This window comes from Nocardiopsis sp. TNDT3 (assembly GCF_003427465.1).
GTDB classification, from domain to species: Bacteria; Actinomycetota; Actinomycetes; order Streptosporangiales; family Streptosporangiaceae; genus Nocardiopsis; species Nocardiopsis dassonvillei.
Genome location: NZ_QPFC01000162.1, coordinates 1 through 12,125 on the forward strand (window position 1 = coordinate 1; position 12,125 = coordinate 12,125).

The window sequence follows — 12,125 nt, forward strand, 5'->3', positions numbered from 1 at the left end:
GCCCGGTGTCGAAGACCTCGACACCGGGCCGTCCGGCCGACCACGTCACCGCCGTTCCCGTGCGCTACCCCGAGCGGTGGGTCGCCGCCGGGGTCATCCTCGTCCTCGCGGCCATGTTCGTGCACATGCTGTTCACGAACGACGCCTTCAACTGGCCGTTCATGTTCGACCACATGTTCTCCGAGCCGGTCGTGCGCGGCGTGTGGATCACCCTCAGCGCCACCGTGCTGTCGATGGTCATCGGCGTCGTCCTGGGCATCGTCCTGGCGGTGATGCGGCTGTCGGGCAACCCCGTCCTGGTATCCGTCTCCTGGCTGTACACCTGGTTCTTCCGGGGCGTGCCCCGCCTGGTGCTGGCGGTGCTCTTCGGCAACATCGCCATCCTGTACCAGACCATCGAGTTCGGCCTGCCCTTCGACAACTACTGGATGCCGTGGCTGGGCCTGGAGGGCGACGCCCGCTTCTTCGAGATCGACACCCGCACCGTGCTGAGCGGCTACACCGCCGGCCTGCTGGCGCTGTCGCTGTCCGAGGGCGCCTACATGGCCGAGATCATCCGCGCGGGGCTCCAATCGGTCAACAAGGGCCAGACCGAGGCCGCGCAGGCGCTGGGCATGGGCAAGGGCAAGGTCCTGCGCCGGATCACCCTGCCGCAGGCGATGCGGGTGGTCGTGCCGCCCACGGGCAACGAGACCATCGCCATGCTCAAGGACACGGCGCTGCTGGCCTACGTGCCGGTGACCATCGAGCTGTTCTACCAGCTCCAGGCCATCGGCTCCCGGACCTACCAGATCTTCCCGATGCTGGTCGCCGCGTGCCTGTGGTACCTGGCCATCACCAGCGTCCTGATGGTGGGCCAGTACTTCCTCGAACGCAGGTTCAACCCCGGCCAGTACGGCAGTATCCGCGACCGCATCGTCGGAGGGGCGCACAGGTGAGCGACAAGACGAAGGACCCTGGCGTCGTGGAGACCGCCGAGGGCGCCACGCTGCCCGCCGACGCGCTCGTCGTGGCGGAGAACGTGCGCAAGAGCTTCGGCCGCCTGGAGGTGCTCAAGGGCATCGACCTCCAGGTCGGGCGCGGCGAGGTCATGTGCGTGATCGGCCCGTCCGGGTCGGGCAAGTCCACCTTCCTGCGCTGCGTCAACCACCTGGAGAAGCTCACCGCCGGACGGCTGTGGGTCAACGGCGAGCTGATGGGCTACCGGCAGAAGCGCGGCAAGCTCTACGAGCTGCGCGACAACGAGATCGCCGCCCAGCGCAGCGACATCGGCATGGTCTTCCAGCGCTTCAACCTGTTCCCGCACCTGAGCGTCCTGGGCAACATCACCGAGGCGCCCGTGCAGGTCAAGCGGGTCCCCCGGAGCCAGGCCAACGCCAAGGCCATGGAGCTGCTGGAGCGGGTGGGCCTGCCCGACAAGGCCGACGCCTACCCCGACCAGCTCTCCGGCGGCCAGCAGCAGCGCGTGGCCATCGCCCGCGCGCTGGCCATGGAACCGTCGCTGATGCTGTTCGACGAGCCCACCAGCGCCCTGGACCCGGAGCTGGTCGGCGAGGTCCTGGACGTCATGCGCGACCTGGCCCGGGGCGGGATGACCATGGTGGTCGTCACCCACGAGATGGGGTTCGCCCGCGAGGTCGGCGACTCCCTGGTCTTCATGGACGACGGCCTGGTCGTGGAGTCGGGCACGCCCGCCGAGGTGCTCTCCAACCCGCGCCACGAGCGCACCCGGGCGTTCCTGTCCAAGGTGCTCTGAGCGCTCCGCGGGGGCCGCCGCGTCCCCGCCCCGGGCGCGGCGGCCGGTACCGGCCGGGGAAACACCCCCGGATCCCTTGACCGCGCGGCGGCGCGTCGCCAGAGTCGTGGTGTACGCGCCCCGCTCGGGAGAGGCACATGGACGCTCGCACGGACCACACACGCAGGCGCTGGGACCGCATGGCCGCCTACTGCGAGCACAGCGAGCGCTTCCAGAGCCCCGCCATGCGCCGCACCCGCGAGATCCTGTGCGCCGGGGCGCGCGGCGAGACGCTGGAGGTGGCGGTCGGGACGGGCCGCAACCTCGCCCACTACCCGCCGCAGGTGCGCCTCACCGCCGTCGACGTCAGCCCGCGCATGCTCGACCGCGCCCGCGACAGGGCCGAGGAGCTGGGCAGGGCCGTGCGCTTCGTGGAGGGCGACGCCCAGGAGCTGGACTTCCCCGACCAGGCCTTCGACACCGTCCTGTGCACGCTGGCGATGTGCGCCGTCCCCGACCAGCGGCGCGCCCTGGCGGAGATGTACCGCGTGCTGACGCCGGGCGGCAGGCTCCTGATGGCCGACCACATCGAGTACGCCCGCCTGCCCGGGCGGCTGGTGGAGCGGCGCCGGGAGAACCCGCGCCGCCTGCCGCGGGAGGTCGCCGTCGAGGCCGGGTTCGAGGTCGTCCACCACGACCGGCTGTTCCTCGGACTGGTGGAGCGGGTGGTCGCCCACCGTCCCTGAGCGGTCCCGGAGCGCGGGGGCGCCCCGCCGCAGCGCATACCCTGGAGGCGACCGTGTCCCCGCCGCGCGCCCGAGGTGGTCCGATGATCCGTCCCGCACGTCCCGACGACGTTCCCGTCATCCACGCCCTGGTGCGCGAACTCGCCGAGTACGAGAAGGAGCCGGACGCGGTCGTCGCCACCGAACAGGACCTGCGCACCGCCCTCTTCGGACCGGACGCGGCGGTGTTCGCGCACGTCGCCCAGGAGGACGGGGACGGCCCGGTCGTCGGGTTCGCGCTGTGGTTTCGCAACTACTCCACCTGGACCGGCAAGCACGGCGTGTACCTGGAGGACCTGTACGTGCGCCCCCGGGCGCGCGGTCGGGGACACGGCCTGGCCCTGCTGCGGACCCTGGCCCGGATCTGCGTCGAGCGCGGCTACACCCGGCTGGAGTGGTCGGTGCTGGACTGGAACGAGCCCTCGATACGGTTCTACGAGTCGCTGGGCTCGCGCCCCATGGACGGGTGGACGGTCCGCCGCCTGGACGGCGGCGCGCTGGACGCACTGGGCTCCGAGGAGCCCTGAGACCGGCCGTCCGTCCGGCCTTTCGCCCCGGATCGTGTGGACACGATCCGTTCGCCCTGCGTCAGTGGCAGGGTAAACCAGATACATTGCTCTCAAGCGGCAACCCCGCCCCCCGAAGGAGGGACGTGACCGAAGAAACCGCTGTGCCCACGGCCGACGCCATCGGCGTCCGGGACGCTGTCACCGTCAACATGCCCGCGGACAGCGCCTACTTGTCCGTTCTGCGGACGGCGACGGCGGGTCTGGCCGCGCGACTGGACTTCACCCTCGACGAGATCGAGGACCTGAGGATCGGTGTCGACGAGGCCTGCGCCATGCTCCTCTCCCAGGCGCTGCCGGGCACGGAACTGACCACGGAATTCGAACTCACCCCCGACGGGATGCGCATCTCCGTCTCGGTGCTCACCGCGGACGGGCGCCTTCCCGCCCGCGACACCTTCGCCTGGACCGTCCTGTCCGCCCTCGCGGGAGAGGTCGACGCGGGCGTCGGACCGGACGACCGTGTCCACATCGTCCTGTACAAACGCCGCGGCACACTGGAGTCGGCGTGAGCGAGAGGGGGCCCGCTCTGACAGCGAAGACCGAGCACGCGGTGCCCGACAGGGCCCGCGCGAGAGAGTTGTTCGAGCGCCTCGGCGAACTCGAGGCGGACTCCGAGGAGCGCCGGAGGATCCGCGACGAGCTGGTGGAGCTCCACCTGCCCTTGGTGGAGTACCTGGCCCGCCGCTTCCGCAACCGCGGCGAGTGGCTGGACGACCTCACCCAGGTGGCCACGATCGGGCTGATCAAGTCCATCGACCGGTTCGACCTGGAGCGCGGGGTGGAGTTCTCCACCTACGCCACCCCCACCATCGTCGGTGAGATCAAGCGGCACTTCCGCGACAAGGGCTGGGCGGTGCGGGTTCCACGCCGCCTCCAGGAGCTGAAGCTCTCGCTCACCAAGGCGGTCAGCGACCTGTCGCAGCGGGAGGGGCGCTCCCCGACCGTCGCCGAGCTCGCGGCGCACCTGCAGATGACCGAGGAGGAGGTGCTGGAGGGCCTGGAGTCCGCCAACGCCTACTCGACGGTGTCGCTGGACGCGCCCGACAGCGGGGACGAGGACGCGCCCGCGGTGGCCGACTCACTGGGCATCGTGGACGAGTCCCTGGAGGGCGTGGAGTACCGGGAGTCGCTCAAGCCGCTCCTGGAGCAGCTTCCGCCGCGGGAGAAGCGCATCCTGCTGCTGCGCTTCTTCGGCAACATGACGCAGTCGCAGATCGCCCAGGAGCTGGGGATCTCGCAGATGCACGTGTCCCGTCTGCTGGCCCGCACCCTGGCGCAGCTGCGCCAGGCGCTGACCACCGACGACTGACACCCGAGCGGTCGCCGCGGGCGGCCGCGGCGCTACTTCCCCCGCTCGTCGGGGAAGAGCGCCGCGGTCGTCGGCGGCGAGAGCACGGCGGCGGAGGCGCACACCGCCACGGCCGCGAGCACCGCGGCGAACGCGTACTGCTCGCTGGTGAACATGTAGTAGGCCACCACGGCCAGGAAGAGCTGGGTGACGAACACCGGAGTGCGCGCCCAGTCCCGCAGCTGCCAGAGCCCGCGTGCGACGAAGACCAGCAGCGCGCCCGCGCCCAGCCCCAGGGCGGTCAGGGGGATCGCGCTGGTCAGGTCGCTGGCCCGACCGGTGATCGCGGTGAAGAGGCTGTAGACCCCGCTGGCCGCGGCGGCCAGCCCGATCAGGGCCTCCAGGGCGGCGGCGATGACGATGGTGACGGGACGCGAAGACACCTGACGAGCCTATACGCGCTCCGGGGGTCCCTCCCCCCGGCCCCGGCTTCGCGCACACGGCGCCCGCACCGTGGTCCGCGACGACGTGCCGCCCGGCGCCGCCCCGGCTTCGCACACGAGGCGCCCCCGGCAGGAGGAGCGCCGCGCGCGGCGTCCCCTGAGGGTGGCGGCCGCACCGGCGCGGAGCGCCCCCGGCGGGCGACGGGCGGGCCGAAGCGGAGCGGAGCCCCCGAGAGATACGCCCTAGACTGGCGTGGTGCGCGCCCTTCTCATCATGAACCCCCAGGCCACCACGACCACGTCACGCACGCGTGAGGTGATCATGGGCGCCCTGGCGTCGGAGCTGGACGTCACCGTGTCCGAGACCGAGTACCGCGACCACGCGGGCGAGCTGGCCCGCGAGGCGGCCGGGAACGGATACGAGCTGGTGCTGAGCCTGGGCGGCGACGGCACCGTCAACGAGGTGGTCAACGGCCTCCTGACCACCCCCGAGGGGCTCAGGCGCCCCCGCTACGCGGTGATCCCCGGCGGCAGCGCCAACGTCTTCATCCGCGCCCTGGGCGTGCCCGGCGACCCGGTGGAGGCCACCGGCGTCGTACTGGAGGCGGTCCGCGAGGGCCGCGAGCGCGAGATCAACCTCGGCCGGATCACCAGCGACCAGGACGACCGCTACTTCACTTTCTGTGCTGGTTTCGGCTGGGACGCCGACGTGGTCCAGCAGGTGGAGAACGAGCGCGCCAACGGGCGCAGGGCCACTCCCGCGCTGTACGCGGAAGTGGCGGTAAAGCTGTTCTTCCAGGGGGATATCCGCGATCCGTCACTAAGCGTGGTCAGCCACGGAAGGTCCCTTGTGGGGGCGTATTTCGCGCTCGTCACCAACACCACGCCCTGGACCTACGCGGGGGCGCTGCCGCTTCAGCCGACCCCGTCCTCGCGTTTCGATCTGGGCCTGGACGCTTTCGCGCTGACCCACTCCTCGCACGCGCTCACGGGGTGGATCCTTTCCCAAATGTTCTTCCCCAAAGGCCTTCCCGCACGTGGGGACGGCTACGTGACGTGGCATGACCAGGACTCTCTCCAGATCACGTCATCCCACCCCAGGGCCTTCCAAATCGACGGCGAATACCTGGGAGACCGCGAACAGGTCAACTTCCACTCTGTACCGAAGGCATTACGAATCGTCTGTTAATTGCGCCGAAAGACGCCATTCCGAGCCACTGTGACGCACCCGACACGCCGAACAGGACCTTTGGCCTCGGCAGCTCTTGCATGGGCCGAACGATCCTGTCACGCTCAAGTTATCGCCGCGAGTTACAGGCGAGTTAATTGGGGCGCTTCCCACATGGCCGTGGGATGAAACCTGGACGGCCCTCGGCCCGAACACCCCTTCCGATGGAACCCATCCATCGGGCGCCCTTCGCCCGTTACGGACGCGCACAAGATCGTGAAAAGCTTCACAAGCCCCCGATCGCCTCACCGTGAGGAGTGGACCGCATGGACTGGCGCCATGACGCAGCCTGCCGTGACGAAGACCCCGAACTCTTCTTCCCCATCGGGAACTTCGGCCCCGCACTGATCCAGATCGAAGAGGCCAAGGCGGTCTGCAACCGCTGCCCGGTCAGCTCCGCCTGTCTGCGTTGGGCCCTGGAGAGCGGCCAGGACGGCGGCGTCTGGGGCGGCACCAGCGAGGACGAGCGCCGCGCGCTCAAGAAGCGCCGCGGCAGCGCCTACCGCACCATGGTCCGCAGCTGAGGCCCCGCACACGGTAGGTCCCCGGAAGACCCCGAGGAGCTCCGGAAGGCCCCCAGGAGTCCCCGCGCGGCGCGGCGGGGACGGCGCCCGGGGCCGTCGCGGGCCGGTGCTTCCGCCGGCCCCCCGGAGCGGGCCCGCGCGTGGTCCGCGCGAGCCCCGTCTCAGGGCAGCTCCCCCTCCTCGTGCTCCAGCGGCAGGCTGATCGCCACCTCGGTCCCGCCGCTCTCCTTGGGCTTGATCGCCAGGGTTCCCCCCAGCTCGCCCACGATGAGGGTCCGCACGATCTGCAGGCCCAGGCTCGTGGTGCCCTCCAGGTCGAAGTCCTCGGGCAGCCCCCCGCCGTCGTCGGAGACGGCCAGCTCCAGGCTGCTCGGCCCCGGGTAGCCCGGCTGCGCGTCGAACCGGCGCACCCGCACCTCGATCCGCCCCGGCCCCTGCCCCAGGCCGTGCTCCACGGCGTTCTGCACCAGCTCGGCCAGGACCATCGACAGCGGTGTCGCCACCAGCGCGTTCAGCAGGCCGAAACCGCCGATCCGGCGCGGCACCACCGCGGTGCCCGTGGAGGAGACCTCCGCCGCCATCTGGATCACCCGGTCGGCGATGTCGTCGAAGTCCACCACCTCGTCGGGGGTGTGCGAGAGCATCTCGTGCACGATCGCGATGGACCCGACCCGGCCCACCGCCTCGTCCAGCGCCGCCCGCGCCTCGGGCACGTCCAGGCGCCGCGCCTGGAGGCGCAGCAGGGCGGCGACCGTCTGGAGGTTGTTCTTCACCCGGTGGTGGATCTCCCGGATGGTGGCGTCCTTGGTCATCAGCTCGCGCTCGCGGCGGCGCAGCTCGGTGACGTCGCGCACCATCACCAGGGCGCCGATGCGCACCCCGTCGATGACCAGGGGGATGGAGCGCAGCTGCACGGTGACCCCGCGCGCGTCCACCTCGGCCTCCTGCGGCGCCCGGCCGCTCGCCGTGTAGGTCAGCGCCTCGTCGCGCGCCTCGCCCGGGGCCGCCAGCTCCAGCGTGGTGCGGTCCAGGCGCGCCCCCACCAAGTCGGCGGTCAGGCCGAGCCTGCGGTAGGCCGACAGGGCGTTGGGGCTGGCGTAGACCACCTCGCCGTTCTGGTCCAGGCGCAGCAGCCCGTCGCCGACCCTGGGCGAGCGCACCATCAGGGGCCCCTGGTCGCTGAACGGGAACGCGCCCTCGGCGATCATCTGGGCCAGGTCGCCCGCACTCTGCAGGTAGGTCAGCTCCAGGCGGCTGGGCGTGCGCGCCGAGCTGAGGTTGGTGCTGCGCTGGATGACCCCGATGAGGTTGCCCTGGCGGCGCACCGGAATGGTCTCCTCGCGCACCGGGACGCCGCCCGACCAGTCCGGGTCGCCGTCGCGGCAGATGCGCCCCTCCTCCCAGGCGCGGTCGATCAGGGCCCTGCGCCCGATCACGCGCGGCGCCGAACGGGACGTGACATCGGTCATGTCGTCGCGCAGGACGGTCTCGACCAGGTCGTCCTGGAAGGCGGTGGGCCCGGTGGTGGGACGCATCTGGGCGATGGCCACCCAGCCGTCGTCCTCGCGCAGACGCACCCACAGCACGAGATCGGCGAAGGACAGGTCCGCCAGGAGCTGCCAGTCCGAGACCAGGGAGTGGAACCACTCCAGGTCGGCCTGCTTGAGTGACGTGTGTCGCCAGATGAGATCACTGAGGTGAGGCACTCACAAATCATCCCATGAAGGCGTGCATACTCAAGAGGTACGCACTCGACCAGTGGTCCACACCAATCGGCGGCTGCCACCCCCGCCGTGCCGACCACACCGGGAGGGTTGTGCGGCAAGCGCGGGACTCGGCGAAGGAGACTGATGACTGGTCAGCGCACACTGGACGGCAACCCCCGGGTGCCGAAGTACTACCAGGTGAAGAAGCAGCTCCTGGAACTGATCGAGGCGATGCCCGCGGGCAACCCGGTCCCCCCGGAGCGCGCCCTGGCGACCCAGTTCGGCACCTCGCGGACCACCGTGCGCCAGGCGCTCACCGAGATGGTGGTCGAGGGCCGTCTGCTGCGCATCCAGGGCAAGGGCACCTTCGTGGCCAAGCCGAAGGTGGCACAGGTCCTGCAACTGACCAGCTACACCCAGGAGATGCGCGCGCACGGCCTGCACCCCGCCACGCGCATCCTGGACGTGAGCTACATCAACGCCGACGACCAGCTCGCCGAGCTGCTGGCCATCCGCTCCGGCGGGCGCGTGCTGCGCATCGAGCGGCTGCGGCTGGCCAACGGCGAGCCGATGGCCGTGGAGACGGCCCACCTGGCCGCGCGGCGCTTTCCGGGCCTGCGTCGGCAGCTGGACCGCTACGCGTCGCTCTACGAGGCTCTGGCGAGCGCGTACGACGTCTCCCTGGCCGAGGCGGAGGCCTCGATCGAGACCGTCCTGGCCACGCCCAACGAGGCGCGGCTGCTGGGCGTGGACGTGGGCCTGCCGCTGGTGCTGCACTGCCAGCACAGCTTCGACGGCGACGGGCACCCGGTGGAGTGGGTGCGCTCGCTCTACCGGGGCGACCGGTACAAGTTCGTCACACGCCTGCGCCCGCCCCGGGACTGACCCCCGTGCGGGCGGGCGCCGGAGCAGGGCGGCCGGCACGCCAGCGCCCGCTCCGGGACCGTCCGGCCGTGACACGGCCCGCGCCCGGCCGCCGCCGGGTCCGGGCCGGTGCTCCCCGCCGGACGGATCCCGCGGGTCAGAGCCGGGAGAGCACCGTGGCCAGCGCGTCCACCACGCGGGGGTCGTACTCGCTGTCGGTGTCCATGCGCAGGCGCTCCAGGACCGCCGTGCGGCGCTCGGCGTCGCCGTTGTCGCCGACGAGGTCGTCGAAGGCGTTGGCCACCTTGATGATCCGGCTGCCCAGCGGCGGGACCCCCTCGTCGCCGTCCCCGGCGAGGGGCTCGCACTGGCGGCGGACCGTCTCGGCCACGTTGTCCAGAACACCGGTCTCCCGGATGATCGCCGACCCCAGCTCGGCGATGCGCCTCTGCTCCCTGGGCGAGGCGAGCACGGTGGCGCCGCCCGCGATGGGCTCGCGCAGGGACAGCTGGCCGATGTCGTGCATCAGGGCGGCGTACTCCAGCTCCAGCAGCTCGGCCTCGGCCAGGCCCAGTTCGCAGGCGATCCCGTGCGCCAGCTGGCTGACCCGGCGCGAGTGCCCGTTCTCCACGTAGCCGCCCACCTCGGTGACCCGCGACAGCGCCCGGACCGTCTCCAGGTAGGTGCGGCGCACCTCCGCGTGGCGGCGGAAGGCCACCTGCGACACCAGCAGCGGGGCGATGAACACCAGCAGCCCGCCCAGACCGGTCACCGTGCAGGCCAGCGCGATCAGCACGCCGCTGGAGCCGATCGCGGCACCGGTGGCGAACTGGGCGCGCAGTTCGTCGCGGACCGCGACGGAGGGGCTGGTGCGCAGGCGCTCGGCCCGCAGCACCGCCGCCAGCAGGGAGTCCGCCGCCCAGACGAGCATGACCAGCGCCGCCATCAGCAGCGTGGCCGTCACCGACGGGCCCGACAGGTGGAGCTGGTCGGCCAGCGGCCGGAAGGCGATCGCCAGCGCCGCCGCGACGAGCACCCTGCGGGCCACGTCCTCCACCCGGGGGCTGCGGCCCACGGCGATGTGCGGCAGCTCGCCCAGCGCCACCCCCAGGGCGACCACCGCCACCACCTGCCAGGCGGAGTGGTGCAGCGGCCCGGAGCCCAGCGACAGCAGGAACGCGTAGCTGATCGCGCCGGCCGAGGCGATGGGGGCCACCTCCCGGTGGCCCGGCAGAGTGATCCGCGCCAGCTCACCGGCCGCGACGACCAGGCAGAACGCCAGCGCCACGTGCGGTTCCACGACCCCGGTCGAGGCCGTCCACACCAGCGCGGCCAGAGCGCCCGAGCCCACCGAGCCGACCAGTGCCGCGCGCACCGGCCGGGAGGTCCGCCAGACCGGCCCGCGCGGGCGCTGGTGGTTGAGGGCACCGCCCTCGGGACCGCTCAGCACGGGCCCGGACGACCGGGCCCCGTCCGACTGTCTCTGCGTCATCATCGTTCACGCCCGCCCGTCACTGCCTCGGCGGAGGCCGTGGCGTCCGCGGAGGCGGCCTCGTCGGCCGCCGCCCCTGCGGAGGACGGCTCCCCGGCGGCGCTCTCCTCGGCGGACGCGTCGGCGGGCACCTCCTCCGGTTCCCCGGCTCGGCCGGACCCCTCCACGGAGCGTTCGGCCGCCTCCGACCCGTAGCAGCCGCCCGGAGGCTCGGCGATGTCGGGTGTCTCCCAGCCCTCGCGTTCGACGGCGCGCACGAGCGCCTCGACCATCCTGGGGTCGAACTGGGTCCCGGCGCAGGCCCGCAGTTCGGCGACGGCGTCCTCCACCGACCACGCCCTGCGGTAGGAGCGCGTGGAGGTGAGGCAGTCGAAGACGTCGGCGACGCTGATGATGCGCGCGGACTCGGGGATCTCCATCCCGACCAGGCCCATGGGGTACCCGCGCCCGTCCAGGCGCTCGTGGTGGTGCCGGATCCCGGCCAGCGCCTCGTCCAGGAAGCTGATCTCCCGCACGATCTCGTAGCCGCGCGTGGGGTGCAGCTTGATGGCCGCGTACTCGTCGTCGGTGAGCTTGCCGGTCTTCTGCAGCACCTTGGTGGGCACTCCGAGCTTGCCGATGTCGTGCAGCATCCCGGCGTAGCGGATCTTCTGCACCCGGTCGGCGGGCATGCCCAGTTCGCGTGCGATCATGGCGGCGCCCTCGGCCACGCGCATGCAGTGGCCCCGGGTGTAGTAGTCCTTGGTCTCCACCGCCTGGCACAGGGTGGCCAGGGTGGCCTCGTGCGCGCGTGCCTCGTCCAGCTGCTGGGCGAAGGTCCAGCGCGCGATGAACAGCGGGAGCAGCACCAGCAGCGGCGCGATGAGGCCGACCCCGCCCCAGACCGCGGCGATGGCCAGGCCGAGCATCTGGTAGCCCATGGAGGACAGCTCGACCCCCACCAGCGGACGCCAGTCGAACCGGCCACGCGAGCCGCCGGGGCGCACGACGCCCAGGGTCCACATCAGGACGGCCACGAGCACCGAGTTGACCAGGGAGTGGGTCAGGACGGCGGCGACGTAGGGGAGGACGATGGCCGGGAAGTCCTCCCGGCCGGGTTCTCCCACCGTTCCGCCGAGCAGAAGGTAGACGTGTCCGGCCGCGTAGGCCGCCAGTGCGAACTGTGCTCCGTTGAACGCCCTCTTGACGAGGTTCTGCCTGCGGATGGCGAAGCAGGAGGCGAAACCGACCACCGCCGCCCCGACCGGTCCGACCAGGACGACGGCGGCCAGGGAGACCGCCGAACTCGGCGAGATCCCCGCCTTGACGCCCGTCAGGACCGCCGTACTGATCGACTCCGCGACCACGAAGAGAATCGCGATCAGGACCAGTGTGCGCAGATCCAGGCCCGAGTAGGGACCCATGAGCATGATGGTGACAGCACTGACAACGATGATTCCGACGTAGACACGCGCGCCCCCAGGAAGAGCCCGCACCCCCGTTCACCCCCCG

13 protein-coding genes are annotated in these 12,125 nt (G+C 71.6%); 9 read left to right on the forward strand and 4 right to left on the reverse strand.

Translation table 11 applies throughout. The features are described 5' to 3' along the window. The 6 genes from DQW06_RS04455 to DQW06_RS04480 all read left to right on the forward strand — a co-directional run. Positions 1 to 938 (forward strand): amino acid ABC transporter permease (locus DQW06_RS04455; protein ID WP_370449054.1); only part of this gene is annotated, 938 nt, incomplete at its 5' end. Then, a complete protein-coding gene (locus tag DQW06_RS04460; protein WP_013154693.1) occupies positions 935 to 1,756 on the forward strand; it encodes an amino acid ABC transporter ATP-binding protein in 822 nt (273 codons plus the stop codon). The genes DQW06_RS04455 and DQW06_RS04460, both read left to right, overlap by 4 nt. Before the next feature lie 137 nt (positions 1,757 to 1,893). Next, positions 1,894 to 2,481: a class I SAM-dependent methyltransferase gene (locus DQW06_RS04465; protein WP_013154694.1), complete on the forward strand. Its 588-nt coding sequence runs from the start codon at positions 1,894 to 1,896 to the stop codon at positions 2,479 to 2,481. A gap of 83 nt (positions 2,482 to 2,564) precedes the next feature. Then, on the forward strand, positions 2,565 to 3,047 hold the full coding sequence (locus DQW06_RS04470; RefSeq protein ID WP_117198007.1) for a GNAT family N-acetyltransferase: 483 nt from the start codon (positions 2,565 to 2,567) through the stop codon (positions 3,045 to 3,047). A 125-nt stretch (positions 3,048 to 3,172) separates the two neighbouring features. Continuing rightward, complete coding sequence (locus DQW06_RS04475) at positions 3,173 to 3,598, forward strand: anti-sigma factor (RefSeq protein WP_013154696.1); 426 nt, start codon at positions 3,173 to 3,175, stop codon at positions 3,596 to 3,598. Between the two features lie 41 nt (positions 3,599 to 3,639). Continuing rightward, on the forward strand, positions 3,640 to 4,398 hold the full coding sequence (locus DQW06_RS04480; RefSeq protein ID WP_061080583.1) for an RNA polymerase sigma factor SigF: 759 nt from the start codon (positions 3,640 to 3,642) through the stop codon (positions 4,396 to 4,398). Positions 4,399 to 4,430: 32 nt separating this feature from the next. On the opposite strand, the gene DQW06_RS04485 is transcribed toward DQW06_RS04480, so the two are convergent. Beyond that, a complete protein-coding gene (locus tag DQW06_RS04485; RefSeq protein ID WP_071622652.1) occupies positions 4,431 to 4,820 on the reverse strand; it encodes a hypothetical protein in 390 nt (129 codons plus the stop codon). A 256-nt stretch (positions 4,821 to 5,076) separates the two neighbouring features. Here DQW06_RS04485 and DQW06_RS04490 point away from each other — a divergent pair, with 256 nt between their 5' ends. Both DQW06_RS04490 and DQW06_RS04495 read left to right on the forward strand, forming a co-directional pair. Then, the gene (locus DQW06_RS04490) at positions 5,077 to 6,009 is read left to right on the forward strand and encodes a diacylglycerol kinase family protein (protein WP_013154699.1); all 933 of its coding nucleotides are present in this window, start codon (positions 5,077 to 5,079) and stop codon (positions 6,007 to 6,009) included. Between the two features lie 305 nt (positions 6,010 to 6,314). Next, a complete protein-coding gene (locus tag DQW06_RS04495) occupies positions 6,315 to 6,572 on the forward strand; it encodes a WhiB family transcriptional regulator (protein ID WP_013154700.1) in 258 nt (85 codons plus the stop codon). Between the two features lie 161 nt (positions 6,573 to 6,733). Here DQW06_RS04495 and DQW06_RS04500 read toward each other — a convergent pair whose 3' ends face one another. Further along, positions 6,734 to 8,278 (reverse strand): sensor histidine kinase, encoded by a 1,545-nt coding sequence (locus tag DQW06_RS04500; RefSeq protein ID WP_013154701.1) that lies wholly within the window; start codon positions 8,276 to 8,278, stop codon positions 6,734 to 6,736. A gap of 144 nt (positions 8,279 to 8,422) precedes the next feature. Here DQW06_RS04500 and DQW06_RS04505 point away from each other — a divergent pair, with 144 nt between their 5' ends. Then, positions 8,423 to 9,163 carry a GntR family transcriptional regulator gene (locus tag DQW06_RS04505; RefSeq protein WP_013154702.1) on the forward strand — a complete coding sequence of 247 codons (741 nt, stop codon included), beginning with the start codon at positions 8,423 to 8,425 and terminating at the stop codon, positions 9,161 to 9,163. A 136-nt stretch (positions 9,164 to 9,299) separates the two neighbouring features. Here the strand turns inward: DQW06_RS04505 and DQW06_RS04510 are convergent, their stop codons facing one another. After that, entirely contained in the window at positions 9,300 to 10,634 is a 1,335-nt protein-coding gene (locus DQW06_RS04510; protein WP_081461757.1) for an HD-GYP domain-containing protein, read from the reverse strand. After that, positions 10,634 to 12,043 (reverse strand): HD-GYP domain-containing protein, encoded by a 1,410-nt coding sequence (locus tag DQW06_RS04515; protein WP_083555310.1) that lies wholly within the window; start codon positions 12,041 to 12,043, stop codon positions 10,634 to 10,636. The genes DQW06_RS04510 and DQW06_RS04515 overlap by 1 nt, the downstream gene beginning before the upstream one ends. Positions 12,044 to 12,125: the final 82 nt, after the last annotated feature.